Raw genomic sequence first — 24,392 nt, 5'->3', positions numbered from 1 at the left:
TCGCCTCCTTTATTTAGATATTAAGGAACATATGCTCTCATTGAAGACTATAGGAAATATCAGAAGCTGTCTTTTTGTCCCACACGTGATAACCTTGTGTAGTGAGGGCTTCAGCTTCCTTTTCCTGATATTGTCTTACACTTTGGATTTTATTACATATTGCATTAACAGTCAATAATTTTTGCCGCTATTCGTTATCGAATATTTTGAGACCAAAGGGTGGGCTGTAAAGATGGAGAGGTATTTTGATGGAAATAAACTCAAACAGTTAAGAAAATCAAAAGGATTGTCTGGAAGGCAATTAGCTTCCATGGTTGATATATCGCAATCATATCTTAGCCAATTCGAAAACGGTAAATCAGTTCCGGATGTAAATATATTAGGTTCTATTTTAAGTAAACTGGGAGTGGACCTTTCGTCTTTCTTCGCAGGACAGGAGCCACTTCAAAATGATTCTCTCCACGCTAAATTACTTCAATTTATGGAGTCTTGCCGAAACCTTTCAATTGAAGAGCAAAAAGCTTTCCTAGAGCTGATTAATAAACTAATCGAGCTAGCCAAGACTATTGAACAGTCAAAAATTAATAAAGACGGATCATGAAAATACAGATCCGTCTTCCCAAACTGCTTCTCTCCCGATTTTAATAAAGTCATCATATTGCTTCCGATGACTTTACCCGTAATCCGGCCTCGAAACGGCGCTTGATATCATATCTAATCCTTTATGCCGCGGTATTATACAAATTGAACGAGCTGTTCCATAGGCCGTCTCGTTTTGGTCAGTATCAGAACAAACAAGTCTATAACTCCTCGTAAAAATTGGCAATGAACAAATGATTTGCGCCGGAAGCAGATAGGAGTCACTATCATCTACGTTTTGAAAACACCTAACGACCGCTAAACCCTTGAATAAAAGAGAATCAATGACTTTGGTCTCCTGTGATCTCTGAACAAAGCAGTTCTGTTTAATACTACCAAGCTTTCGACTATACTTGGGACATTGGGACATTCCATTATTGAGCTAAGAGTAAGAAAATACGCTAAGCCGGTCTAATCCGAAGGCTTAGCGTATATTTTCGTTAAAATGTTGGCGTTGCCCCATTTATAAAAAAAGAGCTGCCATGCAGCTCTTTCAGACTGTTTAGAAAAGCGGTTTCTTAGTGTTTCGATAGCAGACTCAGTGTCCCAATCCGACAAAAATTGGGGAACTAGCTGGCGGTAAACGTAGATCGCCCCCTACTTGGCCTTCTTGGCCAGGTGGAGGGCGATCTTCTTTATGTTCTGTGCAGTTGCCGTCATCAGTGCCTGTTCCTGGACTTTCGCTTTGCCGCGGAACCGGCAATAGCGAAGCCCGTGGAGCTCTTTGGCGTCCGCGAAGCTTCGCTCTATCGTCTGATACCGAAGGCGGTACAGATATTTACCTGATCGACTGAGTCGATTGAACCGAACCCATTCCTTGCTGTCCTCCCACACATGGCGCGTAATGACTTTCTGTTTATTCTTCGAGCGTGTGCAGGATGCTAGCAGCGGACAATTTTGGCAGATCTTCGGGTCCGACTTGTACTCCCGGTATCCTTCGCGGTTCGTGGTCGAATACTTTAGCTCATGCTTTTCCGGACAGCGATATACATTCTTCTCCGAATCGTACTTGAACTGCCATTTTTTCATAAGACCTTTAACCGGTGTGTAGGCGCGGCCGCCGATGACGGCAAATACGTTCATGTCTTGAAGCGCCTTGCAAATAGGAGCCGTGAGGTAGCCGGCATCCAACGCAACCGCCTCAAGCGTTTCTCCAAAACCGAACTTATCCACCTGGTGTTTCAAGCGCCCGACGTAGGGGACGGAATCATGAAGATTTCCCGCTGTGACATGGACATCCGTGATGATGTTGAACTTATGATCCACGGTGCGATGATCCAGGTAGAAGAAGCCTTCCGGCTTGCCGTCACAACGGACCATATAGCCGCTTTCGGGATCCGTGGTGCTAACCTTGATCTCCTTGGTTTCCGTCACCTCCTCCCGTTTGGCCAGCGGCTTTTTTCCATGGTTCCGCCGATCCGCCTCGATCGCTTTCTCCAGCTCCTCCACATACGCTTGCGGCGAACGCTCGACGACCTGTACCTGATGCTTGCGCTTGTTGGCGCTAGCTTTCAAGTGCGTCGAGTCCGTAATGAGTACCCGGCCGGCAACCATGCGGTTATCCATCGCGATTCGCACCACTTCGTCGAAGATATCCTGGAAGACCGTCGTTCCGGCAAACCGGTATTTCCGATTCCAGCTGATGGTGCTGTGATCCGGCGCTTTTTTAGAAAGACCAATGCCAAGGAACCACCGGTAAGCGAGATTGAGATTGATCTCCTGTTCGAGTTGACGCTCGGAACGAATACCGTACAGATAGCCAATGAACAACATCTTAAAGAGCATGACTGGATCGATGGAAGGACGGCCGTGCGTTTGACTGTAGTAGGGCCGTACTTTTTCGGAAATAAAGGAGAAGTCCAGATGGGCAGCGATGGTGCGAAGCAGATGATCCTCCGGTACGACATGTTCGAGACAAACCAATTCGTAGTCCAACTGAGGGTCGGGCTGAAAGGTGTATTGCATAAAGAACACCGCGCTTTCCGAATAAATAGGTATCTAAATTATACCATATTAACGCGGTGTCGTGTTAAAATTCATGAACAAAAACAAGACTGCCGAGACTTTCTCGACAGTCTGAAAGAGCTGCCATGCAGCTCTTTTTTATAAAACCAAATTTCTATCAGGTTTCTGGAAAATCAATATCAACAATATAAATATCCGCGCCTTCAATGTTGGTGGGACGATAAACAGAGAAAGAAACTCCACTATAAGCTGCGTTATAAACATCGGTATTATTATAGGTCGTTATTAAGCCCTTTTTATTTGCGGGTACACTCAGGTTAAATGTGTGGCTGTAGCTGTAAGTATAAGCATACGAAACTCCAATTTGTAACTGAAAGAATTTCTGAAAAGCGGCTGTAGCAGTTGCTGTAGCAGTTGTTGTATGCTGTCTTTGAATTGTAGTACTCATAGTTTGGGTGGCATTAGTATGGTTCGCCATAAATGTGTTTGTAAAATCATATTCTACATTCCCAAAATAACTGACGGAATTTGCTAAAGCTGAATTAACGGAATTGGACGAAAACGCTAAATCCTGTTGACGTTCTTGTTGGCGTTGCTTCATAAAAGCCAATGCTTTGGTATTGTCACTAAAATAAAACACTGGATAGATATTACCGGCTGAGTCAGTTGTGTACTCAACCTTATCAGGCTTAATAACAGATTGATTCGACGATGGTTCAGCAAATACCGGGACAGAGACAAGACCGAAAAACACAGCCGAGATAAGAAGCAAACTAAAAAAACGCTTCAAAGAAACACCTCCCAAATTTATGAAACTTTTGTTATTATATCGCTAAATGTAAACTATTTACTTAAAGAGTTGTTAAATTTTAAAAAGTGATAAATGCCAACTGCTAATAAAATAGCCCCCGTAATTTGGTAGGATAATATGAATGAGTTCAATAAAGCATTATATACGTTGGGATCGGTTCCACTATTGCCACTATTGCTTAAATAGAGACCCAATGTCTCATAACCATTACTTGCACTATTTTTTAAGATGAAATAGCCTAAAATTGAACAAATTAAAGAGAGTACTTTTTGGATAATAAGAAAAATAGAATTCATTTTAATTCCTCCTGAGTCTGGAATATTTCAATTTCAAATCGCAGTTTTAGAAAATCAAATAAAAAGTAAATGCGGTTATTTGAATGACATTGGAAGTCTAGTTCAATTGTTAAAATAAACAAGAAGACGCAAAATTACTAATAATTAGGATACGACATTTACTTTCTAGTGTCCACTAAATATTACATAAACATTACATTGCGTAAGTATTAATGTCTTAGCTTTGCAGCAGCGTAGCGCCTCTTTCAAAAAATACTTATCTTTTCCGCCTTTATTCTCATTGGAGCCTGTTAATCGAAAAACGTCTTATCTATAGTCCATTCTCTCTAAGAAAATTTTCAAGCAATTCATTAATCACTTCGGTTTTAAATCCCTTTTTACGATTCTTTGCAGCAAGATCAAAGCGTTTAATAAGATCATTCCGGATTAGGTAAGTTTGACGAGTAAACATTTCCTCTTTAGTTTTCTTAACAGAAAACTTTTCAAGAATAGATTCATATTCATTAATAGTTTTCTGAACAGTTTCATGTTCATGAATATGTTCAGTTTCCGTTTTAGTTTCATTAATATGAGTAGGTTCAGTTTCAGGAGCATGATTAGTTTTCTGAATATGACCAGTTTCAGGTTCAGTAACATGAATAATTTCATTAATAGGACTAGTTTCATGAATAGGTTCAAGTTCATGTTTCTGAAACTGTTCCTGCATATTGTCAAGAAAGGTTTGAGCACCATTTTTCCTGCCGCTTTTCATCCGATTCAAAATATCATTTTGTTTAGACACGGCTCATCAACTCCTCAATGAAAGGGATATAACCCTCCACAGCAGACGCCAATTCGGGGTTATCATTTAATCCGTATATGGGCAAACGTTTAGTCGCAGCTTTCCTTTGGATAATCGTGTTAAATCTCAATGATTCATACTCTTGGTCGACGAGAGTAATCATAGCCTTAGTGTCACTGGTCCTGGTGTCAACGATTGAAAATAAAATTCCACTTATACTTAAATCAGGGTTATCTTTATCTCGGACGGCTCCGCATATTTCTAAAAATTTGTCGATGGCGAAATAGCAAAACCTGCTCCCGTCAAACATAATAACAACATGCTCAGCCGCAGCCAGGGATGTTGTTGTAAGCTCAGATAAAGAGGGAGGAGTGTCTATTATTATGTAGTCGTATTCGTCCATTACCTTAATTAATGCATCCCTTAACACCAAGTTAGGGGTCGATCCTCTGTATTCCTGGTACAACCAGCGCGGAAGTAGTGAAAGGAAATCATTCGATGGAACCAAATCAAGATTATTACTTACCTTTACGATATACGGACGAACATCTGCTTCTTTGATAGCCTCTAGGATCGTTTTTTTGTCAAAGGCCTCACATATATCCTCTTCACCGGTCAAAAAGCTGGACAAGTTCCCCTGTGAATCCATATCAACGCACAATACTCTAGCCTGCTTAGAAAGCAAAAATGCAGAGATCCCTGCTGACGTGGATTTTGCACAGCCGCCTTTCGATATGCCGAAACATATTACTTTCGCCATTACCTAACCCCTTCCTGAATATGTTCGTTTTCATGTTCATTAATATATTCATGAAACTGTTCAGTTTTGTATCAAGACCAATTCCTTGAAATCACTTGAAACCTTGCCTTCTAGGCTTTCTTCTGATCTGATACTTTACGGGCTTGCAATGCCCGGTACAGGGTTCCTCGGTTTACTCCTGTGAGCTCCTGGATCTCTGCAATAGTGTGCGCACCAGCATCATACAGTTTTAAAGCTTGTGCGAGCTTCTTAGGATCAACTGGAGGCCTACCACCTTTGCGGCCTCTTGCTCTAGCAGCAGCAAGACCGGCTTTTGTCCGTTCGATAATAATGTTACGCTCAAACTCCGCGAACACGGCCAGCATTCCGAACAAAGCCTTGCCCGCGGCGGTTGTGGTGTCGATCTTATCACTTAAGCTCACGAACTCTACGCCTTGTTTTTGAACCTGTTCAAGAGTCGTAATCAGTTTGACGGTGGAACGTGCGAGACGATCCAGCTTGTATACTACAAACACATCACCTTCCCGTAATGTGTCCAACGCTTTGGCGAGCTCCAGACGGTCGTCTTTTTCGCCACTCTCCTTTTCCGTATAGATGCGCTCACAGCCGGCAGCCTTCAGGGCGTCAATTTGTAAATTGAGGTTTTGATCCTCCGTCGACACCCGCGCATACCCGATCTTCATTTTATCACTCCTACTAAGCTTATCCTGTTCCTTCATCTTACACTTTAACCCACCTTTTGTAAACTATGTTTTAGAGACGGTTTTAGTGATCGAAAATGCCTCGAATAAAGGAATAAAACAAAGGAAGAGGAACCGTCACTAATACGGTGGTTATATAACTTAACTTTGATCATTCAAGAGATAACCTTACTAATAGCTTTGGTAAAGAAAGAGAACGAGAAGACCGATAAACCGAATTAAATCCCGTTTTTAAAAAACTGCACTTCAGCCTCAGCCAACTAATGAGCTAGCGATAGATACCATGTATTGTTGGAAATAATGTTTCTGTCACCTCGCAAAATAATCCATGACTTTAAAAGCAGAAACAGGTTGGAACAGGGGGGCTTCCCAGTTTATATTGCCTTTAATGATGATTTTTCGTTTTATTTCGACAAATTATCCTAATGAATTATGTTGTATTTTGAACTATAGTAGTAATTGCTGGTAAAAAATATGGGGAGGGAATAGTACATATGTACAGTAAGTTGACTCAAAAGAGAGTCCTAAGAAACCTGATTTGTTTATTTACTATTGCGCTTTTATTACTTCAGGTCCAGGACGTTTATGCAGATTCAAGTCCAAGTAATGAAAACCAAGGACAACAAAGTAGTAGTTTACAAAATGGTGACCTTTCAACATCACCAAACACTGCAGAGCGGCGCGTTATTGTAACATTTAAAGATAAAGTGGATGAAGCCTTAATACACGGAAAAATAAAACACAAACTCAAACATATTGCATCCGTTTCAACTATCCTGTCTTCAGATGAAATTGATAAATTGAAGCATGATCCTGAGATTAAAGCCGTTGAAGATGATGTTCAAGTCAAAGTCGCCGAGCAAACGATGGATTGGGGAACAACGGTCGTTCAAGCAGCTTATTCATGGAACAATGGGTATACCGGCGCAGGAGTGAAAGTTGCCGTACTAGACAGCGGAATCAGCTTGAACCATGAAGATTTAACAGTAGCTGGCGGTGTGTCCATGGTCGATTACACCACTTCATACGACGATGATAACGGACACGGCACCCATGTTGCAGGGATTATTGGTGCTAAAAACAATGATGTTGGGACGGTCGGCGTCGCACCGGACGCTTCTCTGTATGCCGTCAAAGTTTTGGATGCGCATGGGACAGGCTATTTGTCTGACGTTATTGACGGTATTGACTGGAGTATCGATAATCACATGGATATTGCCAATTTAAGCTTGACCACAGCAGTAGACTCGCCAGCTCTACACGATGCGGTTGATCAGGCATATGCAAACGGGGTTCTAGTCGTAGCTGCCGCGGGCAATGCGGGAACAACCGACGGAACGGAAGACACCATACAATATCCAGCCAAATACAGTTCGGTCATTTCAGTCGGGGCTGTGGACCAGGGAAACCAAAGAGCATCGTTTTCCTCGACTGGAGGCGAACTCGAGGTAGTTGCTCCTGGTGTAGGCATTAATAGTACCGGTCTGAATAGTAGCTACGTTACCATGAGCGGGACTTCGATGTCTGCTGCATTTGCAACCGGCGAACTTGCCTTAATTAAACAAGAAAACCCCGCTATGATAAATGATCAATTAAGGGCTTTATTGGATCAACACGTATTGGATTTAGGACAAGCAGGAAAGGATTCTGTATATGGGTATGGTGTAATCAACTATAACTCTACGTCTGGCAGCCTTTCTTTAAACCAAGGGTCGACTGATACAGTTATTACGGATGTTTATGGCGAACCGAATCAAAATCTTTTGACTGCTGCTGGAACAGGTTCACATATTCTAGTGCGAGATTATTATGGTGGGAACACGGTAGATGAAACTTCATTATGGCCAAGCTTAGTTAATGCAAAATCTATAGCAGTAGGATATAATGTCAGCGATTCTTGTTACCAAAGGTACGTACTTTATACCAATAATACAGTGCAGTACACAGATTGTGCTGATCATTATGGTAATGGCTATTCTTATGATGATACTTCAAATTGGCCAAGTTTAGTGAATGCGAAATCTATAGCTTATATGTATCGAAATTATTATGGTACTTATGAAGCGTATCGTTATGTACTTTACAATGATAATACGGTTAAATATCGAAAATGGACTAGTTACATGGGAATAAATGGGCCGACTACTGATGATACAAGTTTCTGGCCGGATTTAACAAACGCCAAAGCGATCGCTTTTGAGCCTTGGTTTAATCAATATGTATTATACAACAATAATACTGTTATTTCAGATGATAGAGATGTAACATCTAATTTCCCTGATTTAGTAAATGCCAAGGCAATTGGGGCAAATGATATTTCTTCGTATCCATCAGATATAATCAAATACTATGCGGCTTATTTAGACGTAAATCCCTCTATTGCAACAAATAATACGAACCAAACAATTTATAAGAATTCATCTCCAACGACAATAACTCTCTCGGGAACTGTAAATGACCCGGACAATGATAATGTCACAATAAGCGCTACGATTGCCGGGCACACCAAAACGACAACCATAACCAATACAAGTTCCTCGAAACCGTGGTCCCTGCAATGGGATGTAAATACGGATAATGTTCCGGTGGGGAATTACTCGAACATTACAGTTACGGCAAATGATGGGTTATGGGGGAATGCAAGCACTACCTACACGGGAACCATCGTGGTCGACAATGTTCCAAACGTGCCAACCACACTCAGCCCAGGCAGCTCCTCGTCCTCATCACCATCTTTGGTTTCAGGGACAACTCCAACACTAAGATGGACGTTCTCGGATCCCGACGTTGGAGATACACAGTCGGCTTTTGATGTACGAGTTTATAATAGTTCGGGAAGTACACTTTTGTATGATACGGGATGGGTAAATTCTTCTGTATCGAGTTTTACGGTTCCTTCAGGCAAATTGAATAGGGGAACGGTTTATAGCTGGAGAGTTGCGACAAGAGATAGTCATAACGGTAGTTCCGCATCATTTGCTCCTTTGGTTTACATAAAAACCAATTCATTACCGACAACAAGCTTTACTTCCTACACAGATGGACAATTGTTGGGGGATAATATTTTGACCTTGAGTTGGACCTATGCCGATGCGGAGGGACAACCACAAGCCAGTTATCGATTGCAAGGATCTAAAGATAATTGGCAAACCATCGGATATGATACAGGTGTTATATCCGGGGCGGCAACGAGCCGAACCACCACTCCGTTACCGGATGGCACGTGGAGCTTTAAAATAACCGTTTCAGATGGATTGGAATGGTCGGCCGCGGCAACTCGGAATAATCTTATTGTTCCGAATGCCTATGAACCAAATGATACGAGCGCTCAAGCTTTCGCTATCAACTATAATACGGCCTACACCTCGGTAATCAACTCGGCCAGCGACATTGACTTTTTTAAATATGTGGCGCCAGAGAGCGGAGTCGATCAATTGACACTGAATGTCCCGACCGACAAAAATTACGATGTCTATATTTATGACGCCAATATGAAATTCTTGGCTGCAGGACTCGTGAATGCTGCTGGAGGAGCCGAAAATGTAATCTATAAAGTGTCTAGCGGCGCGACATATTACATTAAAATTGTTGGCGTTAACGGCGACAGCAGCAGCAGCTCATATAACTTGCAAGTCAATAAATTCAGCATGGAAACCAACACAACCTATCAATATGATGCGAATGGCAATATTATCAGTAGAACGACGTCGACCAATTGAGGAGGAATAGCGCTTTGCGACGCCAAACGACGACAACCGCAGTATGGGCCCGTTTACTCATCTGTACCCTTCTTGTAGCTATATTTCCGTTTTCCACCTTGAAAACGGCGAGCGCAGCAACGACTGCCGAGGCGAATAAAACCGTTCAAGGGGCTAAGAAAGAAGATTCCGTAGAAAAGAGAAAAGCCGGGTTGAAATCCCGATATGCGATTTCCGAAACGGAACTTCAAGCAATTCTGGATCAAGGGTACACCTTGGACGATGCTGAGGCTGCGCTTCAATACCGCAAAAATACGAAAGCCAGCTTGAGTGACAGCTTGGCTAAGGTGAAGCCGCGGCCAATAAACAATGCGCAAAAAGCAAAAAGTACCATTACAAGCGAACTGGGGACGACGGATTATGGATCTGCGGCGGTTAGCGCCGCGGATACCATTCCGGACTATAATTACGTCAAAACAAAACCGGATCAGGCACCCTTTACCGTTTCATTAGAACATGAGAACATCTCCACATTAAGTGGGGATTTATCCCTCCAAACCGATGAATTTTCCCTTCCCGGGAGAAACGGGATGGGTTTTACGTTAAGCCGGATGTACAATAGTTCGGATTCCCAGTTTGGTGATATGATTGTACAACAAGGGGTAAATAAGACAGTCAAACCCTATGAGGAACGCTTCTTTCCGATCGGCAAAGGATGGAGCTGGAATATACCGTACCTCATTTTTGCCGGCAGTGAAACGTACATACACCTTGGGGATAGCGGTGTCTACAAAATTGACGCCAACAATAAGCTGATCGGTTACCCGTGGCAGGATTTATCTTTTGCTCCTAGCAGTGCGGTTGTTAATGGACAGACGGCTGCTTATGTTTTAAAAAATACCCAGAACATCAGCCAATATTTTAACTCTTCCGGGAAGTTGATTCAAATTTCGGATGCTTATTCGAATGCGATCAATTTTACTTATACGGATAGTTTCATCTATGGCGATGGTGTGACCCTGTTAAGCAGCATAACGGATTCGGTTGGCAATACCATTCAAATGACCTATGATTTGGATTCAGTCGTTTTGACAAAGGGAAATCAAAGTATCACCTATTCTTTGATTAATCAAAATGGGGAGGAGTTATTATCGCAAGTCGTGGACCAGCTTGGACGTACGACGACTTACGATTACAGCGTGCGCGATGCCCAGTTTAATTTATCCTACTCAACAACATCTACTCCGGCAAGTAATCCTTATGCGCTGCTGACCGGCGTCACATATCCGACAGGGGGAAAAAGCGTCTTTACGTATGAGTCAAACCCTGTAACCAGAACGCTTGATAGCGGCGGTACGAATCAGGCTTACCGCATTGCGTCCCGTGAGGACCAAGTCACGTTAAGTGATGGGACTACCCAACATATCAACCATAAGGATTTCACGTACTCGGGGGACATGGGTAGCACTGCGGGCTCGATACCGTCGTTCTCGACAACCATTAACGACGGCTTGACCCAAACGACGTTTACCAACAAAAAAAATTATATCGATACAAATACACCGGCAGTCTTTTATAATACCGGCATCACACAGGTCGCCGTTCAAAACGGTGTAACGTATACGGCTCAAACGAATTACACGTATGACGAGACCAATCGATATCCGTATCCGCTTACGACGAGCGTTACGAAAACACAGTCTGACCAAAGCGGCAGTTACAGCACGACGACTTCTCAGGCATTCGATACTTACGGGAATGTGACCAATTCCGTTGATGCCATGGGCGGTACTGTTAGAAATGCCTTTGATGGTACAACTCACCTGCTTATAACTACAGCCAAGCAAATTAACGGAGACTCGCAATGGCAGTATACCCAGTATACGCGCAATGGTCAGGGGACAGTTACCAAGATTCAAGTGTATGCGGGGAACTCTGCCGGTCCTTCCGGAAATCCGCTCTCGGAAACCGACTATGAGAATATCGATCCTGCAACGGGGAATATTGGGCAAATTCGGGTGAAGAATGGCTCGCCTAATGATACGGTTACCGTCGTCCAGTACGATTCGGCTTACCAATACGCATTCCCGACCCAAACCATGACGACCGTGCATAATGTCGATGGCGCGGCTTCTTCCATTGTGCGCAGCTATTCGTATGATCCAACCAATGGGTCGTTGACCCAATATACGGATGGAAATGGGAACGTCACCAGCTACTCCTACGATATTTTGGGTCGCGTTACAAAAGCGGTCCATCAGGTCGACGGCAGTGCAACGTCAATTCACTATGATGATAGTTTGAATCAGATTGTTAGCACGGATGAAACTGGCGCACAAACGGAAACGAATTGGAATCCGCTTGGATTCAAGACGGATGAAGGCATTTTGGTCGACGGTGTGTATAAGTCCAAAGCCAAGTACGGTTATGATGCCTATGGGCGTCTGATCTGGAGTGAAGATGCACTCGGCAATCGGCAGACCTTTGGCTATGACGCTTGGAACCGTCAAAATACTCTAGCGTACCCGGATTTGGGCATCGCAACAACGAATTACAATGATATTGCGAATACCATGACGAGTATTGATCCCGAAGGATACGCGTTAAAAACGGTATATGACAAGCTGGGAAGAACCGTTCAAACGATTGAGACCAAACAAGGCGGTCAACCAACAACACTGGCCTCTTACACCTATGATAATGCGGGTAACGAATTAACAGAAATTATCGCTGGTTCGCCCCAGCAGGTGACGTCTTATTCGTATGACGCGTTAAACCGGTTAAAGAGTGTAACCAATGTCGGCGGCGGAGCAAATCAAACGACGTCCTATAACTACGACATGCTCGGGGACCTAACCCAGACTACATTTCCGGATAATCAGACTACGGCGAAACAATACGATGAGGCAGGCCGCCTGATTAAGAACACGGAAGCAGCTGTGGCCGGGAAAAATAACATCGAGAAGTATTATTACGATGCGAATGACAACCAAACCGGTTTAATCGACCGTAATGGAAATCGGTTCAAGTATACGTACAATGGCCGTGACTTTTTGATGAAGAAAGAAATCGTCGATGCAAGCGGAAACCCAATTCCCGGGGAAGAGACGATCAGCTTTAGCTACGATTTACTAGGTAGACGGCTTAGCATGACCGATAATACGGGAACGACCAGTTATGCCTATGATCAGGCAACCGGCACCTTGAGCGTAGTGACATTCCCGGACGGCAGCACGATGGATTACAGTTATGATTCGAACGGAAACCGCCTCTTGATGCGAGATCCTTTCGGGAGCAATACGTATTATCATTACGATTCGCGGAACCGAATGGATACGGTAGGAGACTCGCTCGATTTTACGAACGATTTTGAGGCAAAGTATCAGTATTACGGCGATGATCTTTTAAAACAAATTACGCAGCGTAATGGCGTGACTTCGGCTTATACGTATGATGGTAAGCAGGTCGGGACCCTTGTTGAGAAGAAGGCGGATGGAACAACCCTCAATAGCTTTAGCTATGCCTACGATATTAAAGGGAATATTCAGAGCCGAGTCGAAAACGGAACAACGAATAGTTTTACTTATGATGAATTAAGCCGAATTGCAACGTCCAGCCAATATAACGAGAACTATCACTATGATAGCCGCGGCAACCGGACGAGCATGACAACCAATCATCCGTTTGATCGTCCGGACAGCACAACGTCCATGGATAAACGAGACCGGTTAACCAGCGTTACGACAACCGGCGGTAAGAATGTAACCTATCGCTATAATGGCGATGGATTGCTATGGGAACGGACGGAAAACGGACAAACAACCCGGTACTATTGGGACGGCGATCAAATTGAAGCCGAAGCAACCGTTTCAGGAGGGGTGGCATCCCTAAAAGCCCGCTATATCCGTGGGCAGGGAATTGTTGCACGCGATGACGGACAAGGAAAAGCCTATTATGTTCAAAATGGCCATGGCGATATCGTCGATTTAATGGACAGCACAGGGAATACGAAACTCAACCAATACAGTTACGATATCTTTGGAAATATCGCGTCCGAGGCTGAGAACATACCGCAACCGTTTAAATACTCCGGGGAAATGCAGGATACCATAACTGGCCTTCAATATTTACGCGCCAGGTGGTATGATCCGAGTATCGGGCGGTTTATGGGTGAGGATACGTATGAGGGCCAAGTAGACAATCCGTTAAGCCAAAATCTTTACACGTATGTCGAGAATAATCCGCTGACGAATATTGATCCTTCGGGGCATTGGTGTACTTCAACAGATGGAAATTGGTCTCATCCAGGAACAACATGTAGTGACTCCAAAAATTGGGACGGCGCGGACTATCTTCATGATGGAGATGAAATAAGAAGTAACGGGGTAACAACTGGGATATATCTTGACACGGATGGTGTCTACGAAGACCATACTTGGACAGGAGATGTCTTCGACACCGTGGTTACTGGAGGAGTCGCGTTAGGGAATAAGACTGCAACGACAGCAGGCAAAAAAATTGCACAGATGCTTGGTAAAAAAGTAACTACTGCCGTTTCGGAAGAAATAGCCGATACTTTACTTTATAATGGGACTAGAGATGCTACCAGGGATTTTTTAAACGGAAAAGGTAAGAGCACACTCGCAAAACATTTCAATGACCATAAAGCAGAATTTGGATACAGGACTGAGCAACAATATTTGGCAGGGGCGAGAAATTTTTTAGAGAAGAAACCGACTGCCACAACAGAAGCATTTACTTCGGAGGGGGGTACATATTTCAGATATGACACTGCGACGAATGAGTTTGGCATAATCAATCAATATGGTGGTATTTCGACTTATTTCAAACCACTTGATAATATGTCGTACTGGCAAGATCAAATAGCAAAATATGCCCCTAAATAAAGAAAAGAGATGTGAAATGAAAAAAATACAATGTCCTTGTTGCGGATATTTTACGATTGAAAGTGAAGATGAGGTGATAGTAGAAATATGTGAAGTGTGTTTTTGGCAGTATGATGCCGTGGCCCATGATACCCCTGATATAAGTAAAGGTGCGAATTATATTTCTTTAAATCAGGCAAGAGAAAACTATAAAAAGTTTGGAGTTTGTAAGATAGAATTTCAAGATCAAGTTAGAGAACCTTTACCAGAGGAATTTCCAGAGAACAACTTGGATTAATACAACCTTTAGCCACCACATGTGAGCAGAACTCCATGTGGTTTTATTTTTTAAACAACAGTTTACATTATTTGAGTTCAGCCTCGATACTCAAATGAGCTCCAGCCCTACCCAATCTAACGAAGTATTACTTGAAGGGGAGTTGATGTTAGACTGAAATCTGGACACGGAGAAACCGGTTCGTGGCGAAGGGGTTTGGCTCAATTTGCGTTTGATTCTGCTGGCACTGCAACACCAAGAACCCCATCTAGGAGGGGATAAACAGGTCCACTAAATGTACATTCGTGCAAGGAAGACTAAAATACGTAAACGTATACGTAAGTGTCTACATTTACGTATACGTTTACGTATACGTTTACTAGATTAATAGATTCCAAGTGTGCTAGAATTACCCTAACAAACGAAAAGAACGCTCTCTGCTTTGGCCGGCGAGCGAGCGTTCCTTCGTTCGAGTGTTATACTCAAAGTTTGACACCTTACAGGCTCCTATGTTAGGACCTGTTCGGTACAATATTTGCATGCTCTAAGCATGCCTATTAGGTATTCCAATCTTACCATGGATTGAACCGAATGGGCAAGGGCATGCTTCCACCAAATTCAGGAGAAGTATGCCCTTGTATGCGTTTTATTCGGTATATGCTTCTTTTTTCTGGCTTAAACGGAGCTTACGGCTACCGGATCAGTCTGTCCTATTCAAACCAAATAATAAAACCGCATAAATGGGTCCACGAGCCATTTTGAAATTTTTTTGAAAATAGACCTTGTGGGGCTTAGTTTCCTATTACCTTTTTTCGGTTATGGTAAGCCGCGCTTTATTCAATGGTTTCAACGGCTCTTAGCGCCGAGTTCTACATACATTTCATGCCTCAAACTAATTTCATATCCCGGCGCTCGTTCCATTTTTTGAAAAATGGACATCGAGGGCTTAGTTTCCTATTGCCTTTTTTTCGGATTCTGAGCCAAGGTGAGCTTCGCCAGCTTGGTGGGAACAGGAGACCACGGTAAAAGACCTGCCCAATTCATGCGGCGTGCCGGTGGCTAGTGGGTTGGTGATTGTCGAGGGTTGTCGCGTTTTGGTCGCGGCCACTTGCGCCGTGCCAGGCGTGCAGTGAAGCTTCACGCTCGTCGTCTGCCTACCTAACCGGGGGCAGATAAACCGGCTTAAACGAAGTGCAGCCCGCGCCATGATGTGACTCCATCAAGGGCTGCGACCGTTCCGAATAGTACGTGGTACAGACTCGAAGGAACCTTGCTGGAAACCGTTCAAGGGAGAGTAGACCACGGTTTGAGAAGTCACTGAAAAAAGCTGTGGCAGCGGATTGGTCCATAGGAACCGTAACCAATCCGGAGCGAACGCGCTCCATAAATCAGTGGACCGTAGTCAAATGCGGTGTGGCAGAAACAACTCCTGGGAGCCGTTCCCCAAAGCGTGACGGCCGAGCCATTTTGTTTCTCCATCTTATCCCTGTTGGCCTTTTTATTTTTTAACTGGCCTTCGGGATAAGGTGATCTGTGTCCACCCCGCACGATCCATTCTGGCTCCAGCCTATGGGTACGTCAAGCGTAAAAGGTAAGTTACCTAGATAAATGTAAACAGATCACCGTTAATGTAGGGGTGGGAGTGGGGAGGCTGGTTTGATCTGTGACAACGCGATAGCGTTGTTTCCTGTTACTTTGTTTTGTAAAGATGCGTAAGTACTTTTAAAGCTTGATGAAAAAATGGTTGATGATGATGGTTCCGGTGGAGAACATAGCCGCGAAAGGAGCCGATGGTTTGGGGGCAACGCGGTTTTCGTTGTCCCCACTCCGAGGCGAGTGAGTGGAACCGGAGCGCTGGCGGAGGAGTGTTACTGACGTAGGTGCTCATTATTCTATAGAGTTTTTAATTTTACGTGTACGTAGATGTTTACGTATACGTACACGTTTATGGGGACAATGATTTTTTTTTCTGTTAGAATGCAAATGTATACGTAAACGTAAACGTTGGAGGTCGATCATGGCGAAGATTATTACGTTTGGGATCCAAAAGGGCGGAAGCTCGAAGACGACTACCTCGGGGATCGTTGCTTATTTGTTAAGTAAGGAATATCGGGTATTAGCGGTGGATATGGATTCGCAGGGGAATCTTACGGAGCTATTAACACAGAGGGATCCGTATGATTTTCAAGGGCATACCATATTCGAAGCCTTAAAGGAACAAGATGCTCGAAGATATATTCAGCGCATCACAGACAACTTACATATCATTACGGCCGACGATCATATCGCGCGTTTTTCATCCTGGCTGTATGGCACGCCATATCGCGGAAACATGTCTCTCGTTTTATTAGAAACGCTGGAGACGATACAGGAACAATATGATTTCATTATTATTGATACACCGCCGGCCCTTGGCGAACAAACGGTCAATGCGCTGGCCGCGGCGAATTATGTTGTGGCGATGTTTGAGGCTAGCAAATTTTGTTACTCAGCGTTAAGTCGGTTTTTGGAGACTTGTGTCCACGTCCAAGAGAAAGTGAATCGAGAGATGCAAATCGCGGGAATCCTTCGCTGTATGATCGACACAAGACGGACAGATAACAAAGCCTTGATCGAACTCGTTGAAGAGGAATATAAGGAACTTTGTTTTCAAACGGTCATCACCCGAACAGCTGCTACAGGACGTCTTTCCATCAATGGGTTTGAGGAGAATAATGAATTAAACCAGGCTGTCATTCAGTACCGGGAATTTGTAAAGGAGCTGATTGATCGTGTCCAAAAATAAGTTAGATGCAATCAAAGCAAAGGTTCGTCAGTCAGGCGGCACTAGTGTACATGCTCAAATTATCGATACCAGTATTATTGAAGAAGACCGAAAAACAATGACTTCTCCCGTTCAACAAAAAATTGATGAATACGTAGACGTAAACGTAGATGTAAACGTTCCGAAGCGCTCCGCTCGAGGGAAAAAGCAAAAGTTTGAAGAGCTACATGCGCGGCAAACGTTTTGGGTACGGAAGGATTTTGTTGAATTAATCGAACAAGAGTCCGAAGGAGCTCGAGGGGAAAAGACAAGAGTCATAAATGAGGCTTTAGAGGAATATTTCAGTAAACGTAAACGTTGATGTATACGTATACGTAAAAACAGCTTATGGATGTGCCCCACCATGAGACGAAATGAACAAGTGAGCCACGTCCATAGGGTTCGTTAAGAAATTACGAAGAGAACAATTATGGGGGCGTTTAAGATGTACCTTTGGTGTTCTCAATGTGAATGCGTATATTTAAAAAGGAAATGGACGCTTAACGGAACCTTAAAAAATGGACAATGCCCGAATGTTTCATGTGGTGCTAGGGAACATAATAATGCAATGGAGTGGAAATCATACGCTCTTGCGAATGGATACGATGAGGATCCGGTAGAGGGCAGATATTATCCAGCAATGAAATTATTCTAAATTGTGCCTGGCTGGCTAGAACATAGAAGAAAGCAGAGGTATTCAACAGCGGCGATAGTTTATTATGCTACTGTTTTTCTTTTAACGAAGCACATGCACCCTAACGGAACGTCAAGGTTTGTGAGAGGTTTAATGCAACGCTACTGGTTTTAATTAAAATAATGGTCTAAGTTTGGAAAGGATTTCGGCACATATTTGGTGTTATCCGTATTGTTTATCAGAAGAGGACATATTCCAGAAAAATAAGTGAAAATCCTTTCACGCACCTAATTATTTTCACCATATCGAATAATGATATCGTACTCAGGGCTCACAGCTGAAACGCCACAACCTTTTTGCTCTCCATGCAAAGTGGCTGATGAAGATACATCAAGACTTATCATATTCCTGTAGTTGAAATGGACATTCTATATTGTATGATTGATCATCCATGGTTGGAGTAGATATCGGTTAATGGTTGGATGTGGAGGTGATATTCGACGTGGACATGCATCTGTTCCCATTGTCTATCCCAATCATCAGAAGAAATGGGCCTTGAAAAGGGGGACTGAGTGAGTAAACCGATTTGCAAAGGATCCACCTTCCATTTCTGCATTTGTTTGAATAGTTCAGTTGTTTGTTTTTGCAAATAAACTTCGATTTTTGTCGAAAGATCCTCCATTCTTTCTGCATCAAATAAGTTGTACTCCCCGTGATATTCTTCGATACGGCTGCTTAGGTCCACATTTATAGAGAGGGAAGTATGATCGGCGTTCATTTTTTTTCGAACGTTTGCATGAATATTTCCCAAACTTACTGAGAGGCCCGGAATGGCCAGTGTTATCAGATTATGTTTTTTATGCATAAGTTGCAGAATATGATTATCGATTTGATTAATTACTGCAATTAGTTTATCCCCTTTGAAAAGAGCAGTACCTTCATAGACGAGATTGGTTTTATTTGCTCGGAAGACGGGGAGAACCGGGTAAGAATAGGTCGAATATAGTCTTTTCATGAATTGGTGAAGATTCATGACCGCAATTTCGCCCTTATCCTGTTCTTTGTAATGTTTAAGCATACGATAAAAATAGTAATCCAAGTTGTTTTGTTGTTTCAGGTGGTTTGTAATATAGGCTGTCAGATCACCGTCTATGATCACGAGGAATAGGCGCTGGGAGATGTCAGGGCTCAATAAGATGGAATTAAGTAACCAATCGATCCCTCTTTTTGCAATTTCCTTATTGATAAACAAGATGCGCATTTGCCCCAGTTTCAATTCACGGTAATAGTTGAAATTAAATTTCTCCCTTTCCTGTTTCAAAAGGCGGACCTGAAGGGAAAGCATCTGTTTATTTTCACTGGTCAAAGGAGGCACTAAAGTCGTTATTTTTATTTTGCCTTCATTTCCTTTGTCGATGGACCAGAAAACGACTGGTGCCAATTCTTCGATGATATTTTTTTCCGGAAGCGGTGAACAGCCGGTACTGCTTAGAACGACGGATCCGACCAGGGTGATGGAAATGGCGCTTTTTATGAATCTCATTCGAAATCCCGTCCTTTAGTTGTTCGTTTGGCCGTAGCCAATATGAGCGTTGGTAGAATCAAAAGGGTTGCTGCACCCATAATAATTTGCAGGGACAGCCATCGATTACTGAAGACAGATTCACCCCAGAATAGATGATTGACCGCCACGATGAGTCCAAAAACAACTGCGCAGCTTGCACTGAAACCGATTCGAGTCGTGCTTTTGTGGATGTTCCCTGTTACGATGCGTACGGCTCCGTAAAATAACAACAGGAAAAGGGAACATGCGAAGACATAATGAACCATGTGCACACAAATCAGAATGATGTCGATTCGCTCCAGCGCGGGTGATTGCAGGTAACGGATCATATTAATGACGGGATAGGGTTTACCCTTCAAATAATTCGAACCGAAAAACAATAAGGATGCAGTAAACAACAGGACATATTCGATAACTGACAGTGCATTAGCCAAGGATAAGGCCTTCAGCTTTTTCTGTTGGGAAGAAAACCATGGAATCAGACAGACCAGATATTCCGGCCCCGATAGGGAGGACCAGACGTAGAAAAGACCCTTCCAAACCTGTCTGTACCCGTTTGTGGGTATGATTGGATATAAGTCGTGAAGATCGGAATACTTGAAGAAGAGAAATGGCACGAATAAAAGACTCATCCAAACCGTGCAAAAAAAGGCGATGACAACAAAACGAATCGTCTTTTCAATTCCTTGAGACGCAAGATAATAGCCGATTAGGAAGATGACCAGCGCAATCCAGTCTCTCTGCATGGAAGGGAAAATGTATAGATGGACGAGTTCTACAAAACCCAGTATGAAGGCCGATAACTTGACGAAGAGGAAAGGCAATCCGATTGCAGCGTAAACATATACAAGTCGTCGTCCCAAAAGTTGGGTCCCGTTTGCGCCATCGCGTGAAAAAACTTTTGAAAGGATGATCAGGTTAAGCTGTGACAGGATGCCAGCGACGAGAATAACCCCAATCATGTAAGGCTGAACCAAATAGACGGGCATGATTAGAACGAAGTAAAGCATCTGCAGCCGGTTTGTCATAAACATGACATAAACCCCGCTGAATGTAGACGTTTTCTCGAATAATGAAAAGTGGGACATGATTCAACTCCTTTAGTCTCGGCGTCGTTTTTGCAAAGGATGTAAATATGCGGGACGTTTCCTCATCCAATGCAAGGGTCCGCGAATGAACAGATCGATCCAGTCCCTCCCGTAAAAGGGGGCAACTGGTGCTAAATAAGGCTGTTTAAGAGAAGACAGCCCGTTTAAATGAATAAGAAGGAGGATAAGCCCCAGAAAGATGCCAAAGAAGCCCAGTAAGGAAGAAAGAACCAGGAGAAGAAACTGAATAAACGCAGTAGCTTTTGTTACCAGGTAGTTCGGAGTCAGAAATGAAGCGATTGCGGATATGCCAACCAGAACAATCAGGACTTGACTGACGAAGCCGGCACTTACCGCTGCCTCTCCGACGACAATACCACCAATTACTCCCAATGTCTGGCCGGATTTTGTCGGCATTCGGATACTGGCTTCCTTGATGACTTCCAGAGTTAGCAGCATAAGAAGAGCTTCCCAGTAAGGCGTAAACGGCAATTTGCTGCGAGACTCCAATAGCACGAATAATATTTGCAAAGGAATCATCTGATAATGGAACGCGGTTAATGCCACATAAGATGGAATTAATATTAGAGACAGCAAGAAACTGAGATATCGAATACAGCGCAAAAAACTGGCGACCAGCCATCGGTTGATGTAATCCTCCGGTGATTGGAAAAGGTCAAATAACGTAATGGGACCGATAAAGGCAAATGAAGAATTATTCACCAAAAATGTGATTTTTCCCAGACCTAATGAATAGGCGCATACATCGGGGCGGTCCGTGTGCTGATATTGAGGAAACACGCTATGATAATTGTCCTCCATAAACGTGGCTACCTGCGAAGAGTCAAGAAACAAATCAAAATCGATGTTTTTGATTTTGTTTTTTGCAATGGAAATAAATTCGGGATTCGTCAATTTATCGATATATAACATGATGATGGTTGTTTGACTTAAAGAACCGAGGGTAAACTTTTCGGTCTTGACCTCGGCGAGCGGCAATCGTCTGCGTATTAACGTGATATTATCGTCTATTTGCTCACTAAAACTATCCTTCGGTCCGTAAAGGATCGATTCCGTCTGAGAAGTTTCAATTCCGCGACTCAACGGGTTTTGTAGTGATATGGCCACCCATTGATGATTTTGGACGTCGCAGACAAGGATGGACCCTTCGAACATGTTTTTTAGCGATTCTTCGAGTGTATCCAATGTCGAAATCTTGGCCTGACGGATACAAGTATCTAAGGAATCATTAAAATCGCGGAGCAGAGGAGCGATTATACATTCATTCAAACGTTCTTTATCGATAAGCGTCCTGACATACGCAATAACCACTTTTTGGCCATTGTCGGTTTGATGCTCGACTATATCGGCATCATACATACCAGACAACGCCTTTTTAAGTTCATCAAGTGTCAATTTCTGCCGATCACCTGCTTTTGTACGGGAAAGTTCACAATGCTTGCTTTTCCAGAACATATGTAGACTCCTAAATGAATAATATTGTTGTTATTATGATCAATATAACGAAAAATATTCCATTGGCTAAAAGACTTGTTTGCCGAGGAGATGCTTGAGGCCGAGATGGATACTCATCTAGGTTACGAGAAGCATGAAACGAAAGCCAAAACACACCAAATAGCCGAAACGGCAAAAGCAAGAAGACCGTCATGAGTGAGTATGGTGAGCAAGAGATCCAAGTGCCGCGCGACCGTCTGAGCGAGTTCGAGCCATTGGTGGTTAAGAAGCATCAATCGAACGTAACAGGCATTGAGGACCAGATCGTGGCACTCTACGCGAAGGGCGTGAGCACGCGGGAGATTCAGGATCACCTGCAGAACCTGTAAAGGATCGAGGTTTCACCAACACTCGTTTCCAATGTCACCAACAAGTTGCTGCCGCTTATCAAGGAATGGCAGAATCGTCCGCTGCAGGGCGTTTATGCGGTCGTCTTTCTGGACGCCATCCATTTCAAGGTCAAGCAGGACGGTGCCACACGGCCCAGTATTATAAAGTAAAAGGAAAACGAATACCGTTTATTGCTGCCGACAGATTCCCTTGCGAGAGAACTTGAATACTCCTACTGCCATAAGGGACAGAATCAGATCATCGATGAGGTCCACCGGTACATTAACTTTTACAACCACAAGCGGTTTCAGAAGAAATTAAACAACCTTAGTCCGGTGGAGAACCGAACTAAGGCTGCTTAGTGCTCTTATTTCATTGTTGTCTACTTGACGGGGCGCCACCGGCCTCCCGCTTGGGAAGGACCCAGTTGGGGCGCGGGAAGTGGCAGGTATAGCCGCTCGGATAGCGCTCCAGATAGTCCTGGTGCTCCGGCTCTGCTTCCCAGAAGTCGCCGACAGGCGTCACTTCGGTGACGACCTTGCCCGGCCACAGATCCGACGCGTTTACGTCGGCGATCGTCTCCTCCGCCACCTTTCTCTGCTCGTCGCTCGCATAGTAGATCGCCGAACGGTAGCTTGTGCCGATATCGTTGCCCTGACGGTTCCGCGTCGTAGGATCGTGGATTTGAAAGAAATACTCCAGGATGCGTCGGTAGCTTGTCTCCGCTGTATCGAAGACGATTTCGATCCCCTCCGCATGAGTACCATGGTTGCGATAGGTCGCGTTCGGAGTGTCACCTCCAGTATAGCCGACGCGAGTCGAGACGACGCCGGGAAGCTTGCGGATCAAGTCCTGCATTCCCCAGAAGCATCCCCCAGCGAGTACAGCGCGCTGATGCATGTTAAACCTCCTCAATCTGATCGAGATATTTGCCGTAGCCCTCGCTCTCCATATCATCTCGATGGATGAATCGGAGCGATAAGAATTGATGCAGTAGCGTAGACCACCGCGATTAGCCGGGCCATCCAGGAAGACGTGACCGAGATGGCTGTCGCCGTGAGTGGATCTAACTTCGGTCCTTATCATCCCCTGGGAGGTTTCCCGCAACTCGTTGTTGTTTGCGGAACGATCGGCTTCGTGAAACTTGGCCACCCAAAGAAGGACTAGACCCAAGCTGCATATCGGTGATCTCTCGAAGCTCCATGTCTAGAATGTCCCATATCCGCATTAGAAAGGCAATGTTTTTCCAACTAACTTAGAGCTTCGTGAGATCCTCAACCATTATACCCGCGGTATGCGTGACTCAAACCTGATGCTTTTTACTGTTGAACTAGTACATTTGCCGCGTCCTGACTTACCAGATCAGAGAGCAACTGGATACCTTGTCCGGATTTTGCGGGAGCCAACGTACTGCAAAAAAAACGCGCAAGGCCTAGATACGAGGTTGTGGATAGATGAAACCGATCTCACCGAGAAAACAGTAAGATGCTGGCACTGATGCCTCGTATTTAAAGTAGCTTCTTTGCGTAATTAGGGATATGTCGGATGACAAGAACATAGTAACATTGAGCCGCATAAGTTGCGGCTTTTTGTTTTAATGTTATAAAGTTCTTATCAAACTCGAATAACAAGAACTTTATAACA

Annotated in this window: 17 protein-coding genes and 1 pseudogene; 8 read left to right on the top strand and 10 right to left on the bottom strand. The window is 43.8% G+C overall.

The genetic code is table 11. The features are described 5' to 3' along the window. Positions 1–232 precede the first annotated feature (232 nt). Complete coding sequence (locus PD282_RS27320; RefSeq protein ID WP_274655635.1) at positions 233–601, top strand: helix-turn-helix domain-containing protein; 369 nt, start codon at positions 233–235, stop codon at positions 599–601. A gap of 635 nt (positions 602–1,236) precedes the next feature. Here PD282_RS27320 and PD282_RS27315 read toward each other — a convergent pair. From PD282_RS27315 to PD282_RS27290, 6 genes are all read right to left on the bottom strand, one after another. Next, positions 1,237–2,604, bottom strand: a complete 1,368-nt coding sequence (locus tag PD282_RS27315) for an IS1182 family transposase (RefSeq protein WP_274655633.1) — start codon at positions 2,602–2,604, stop codon at positions 1,237–1,239. A 157-nt stretch (positions 2,605–2,761) separates the two neighbouring features. Next, positions 2,762–3,394, bottom strand: coding sequence for a hypothetical protein (locus PD282_RS27310; protein WP_274655631.1), 633 nt, complete (start codon positions 3,392–3,394; stop codon positions 2,762–2,764). A 53-nt stretch (positions 3,395–3,447) separates the two neighbouring features. Beyond that, the gene (locus PD282_RS27305) at positions 3,448–3,711 is read right to left on the bottom strand and encodes a hypothetical protein (RefSeq protein ID WP_274655629.1); all 264 of its coding nucleotides are present in this window, start codon (positions 3,709–3,711) and stop codon (positions 3,448–3,450) included. A 310-nt stretch (positions 3,712–4,021) separates the two neighbouring features. Beyond that, positions 4,022–4,492 (bottom strand): hypothetical protein, encoded by a 471-nt coding sequence (locus tag PD282_RS27300; protein WP_274655627.1) that lies wholly within the window; start codon positions 4,490–4,492, stop codon positions 4,022–4,024. After that, positions 4,485–5,252 (bottom strand): ParA family protein, encoded by a 768-nt coding sequence (locus tag PD282_RS27295; protein WP_274655626.1) that lies wholly within the window; start codon positions 5,250–5,252, stop codon positions 4,485–4,487. The genes PD282_RS27300 and PD282_RS27295 overlap by 8 nt, the downstream gene beginning before the upstream one ends. A gap of 110 nt (positions 5,253–5,362) precedes the next feature. Next, positions 5,363–5,935 (bottom strand): recombinase family protein, encoded by a 573-nt coding sequence (locus tag PD282_RS27290; RefSeq protein WP_274655623.1) that lies wholly within the window; start codon positions 5,933–5,935, stop codon positions 5,363–5,365. Between the two features lie 512 nt (positions 5,936–6,447). Here PD282_RS27290 and PD282_RS27285 point away from each other — a divergent pair. From PD282_RS27285 to PD282_RS27265, 5 genes are all read left to right on the top strand, one after another. Then, positions 6,448–9,672 carry a S8 family serine peptidase gene (locus PD282_RS27285; protein WP_274655621.1) on the top strand — a complete coding sequence of 1,075 codons (3,225 nt, stop codon included), beginning with the start codon at positions 6,448–6,450 and terminating at the stop codon, positions 9,670–9,672. A gap of 14 nt (positions 9,673–9,686) precedes the next feature. After that, entirely contained in the window at positions 9,687–14,558 is a 4,872-nt protein-coding gene (locus tag PD282_RS27280; protein WP_274655619.1) for an RHS repeat-associated core domain-containing protein, read from the top strand. A 16-nt stretch (positions 14,559–14,574) separates the two neighbouring features. Then, a complete protein-coding gene (locus PD282_RS27275) occupies positions 14,575–14,835 on the top strand; it encodes a CPCC family cysteine-rich protein (RefSeq protein ID WP_274655617.1) in 261 nt (86 codons plus the stop codon). A 1,996-nt stretch (positions 14,836–16,831) separates the two neighbouring features. After that, the gene (locus tag PD282_RS27270) at positions 16,832–17,599 is read left to right on the top strand and encodes a ParA family protein (RefSeq protein WP_274655615.1); all 768 of its coding nucleotides are present in this window, start codon (positions 16,832–16,834) and stop codon (positions 17,597–17,599) included. Further along, on the top strand, positions 17,586–17,939 hold the full coding sequence (locus PD282_RS27265) for a hypothetical protein (RefSeq protein ID WP_274655613.1): 354 nt from the start codon (positions 17,586–17,588) through the stop codon (positions 17,937–17,939). Before PD282_RS27270 ends, PD282_RS27265 begins: the two co-directional genes overlap by 14 nt. Positions 17,940–18,696: 757 nt before the next feature. Here PD282_RS27265 and PD282_RS27260 read toward each other — a convergent pair. The 3 genes from PD282_RS27260 to PD282_RS27250 form a co-directional block, all read right to left on the bottom strand. Continuing rightward, positions 18,697–19,794, bottom strand: coding sequence for a Ger(x)C family spore germination protein (locus tag PD282_RS27260; RefSeq protein WP_274655611.1), 1,098 nt, complete (start codon positions 19,792–19,794; stop codon positions 18,697–18,699). Beyond that, a complete protein-coding gene (locus PD282_RS27255) occupies positions 19,791–20,849 on the bottom strand; it encodes a GerAB/ArcD/ProY family transporter (RefSeq protein WP_274655609.1) in 1,059 nt (352 codons plus the stop codon). Before PD282_RS27255 ends, PD282_RS27260 begins: the two co-directional genes overlap by 4 nt. A gap of 66 nt (positions 20,850–20,915) precedes the next feature. Beyond that, positions 20,916–22,379: a spore germination protein gene (locus tag PD282_RS27250; RefSeq protein ID WP_274655607.1), complete on the bottom strand. Its 1,464-nt coding sequence runs from the start codon at positions 22,377–22,379 to the stop codon at positions 20,916–20,918. A 66-nt stretch (positions 22,380–22,445) separates the two neighbouring features. On the opposite strand from PD282_RS27250, the pseudogene PD282_RS27245 reads away from it, so the two are divergent. After that, positions 22,446–22,894: pseudogene (locus PD282_RS27245) on the top strand (IS256 family transposase); the annotation flags it as partial. A 45-nt stretch (positions 22,895–22,939) separates the two neighbouring features. Continuing rightward, positions 22,940–23,110, top strand: coding sequence for an IS3 family transposase (locus PD282_RS27545; protein WP_420832379.1), 171 nt, complete (start codon positions 22,940–22,942; stop codon positions 23,108–23,110). A 10-nt stretch (positions 23,111–23,120) separates the two neighbouring features. Here the strand turns inward: PD282_RS27545 and msrA are convergent, their stop codons facing one another. Further along, positions 23,121–23,834 carry a peptide-methionine (S)-S-oxide reductase MsrA gene (gene msrA, locus PD282_RS27240; protein ID WP_338045259.1) on the bottom strand — a complete coding sequence of 238 codons (714 nt, stop codon included), beginning with the start codon at positions 23,832–23,834 and terminating at the stop codon, positions 23,121–23,123. Between the last annotated feature and the right edge of the window lie 558 nt (positions 23,835–24,392).

Origin of the sequence: Paenibacillus humicola, from assembly GCF_028826105.1 — a bacterium.
GTDB classification, from domain to species: Bacteria; Bacillota; Bacilli; order Paenibacillales; family Paenibacillaceae; genus Paenibacillus_Z; species Paenibacillus_Z humicola.
The sequence above is the reverse complement of the archived record's forward strand: the minus strand, read 5'-3'. Positions and strand labels throughout refer to the sequence as shown.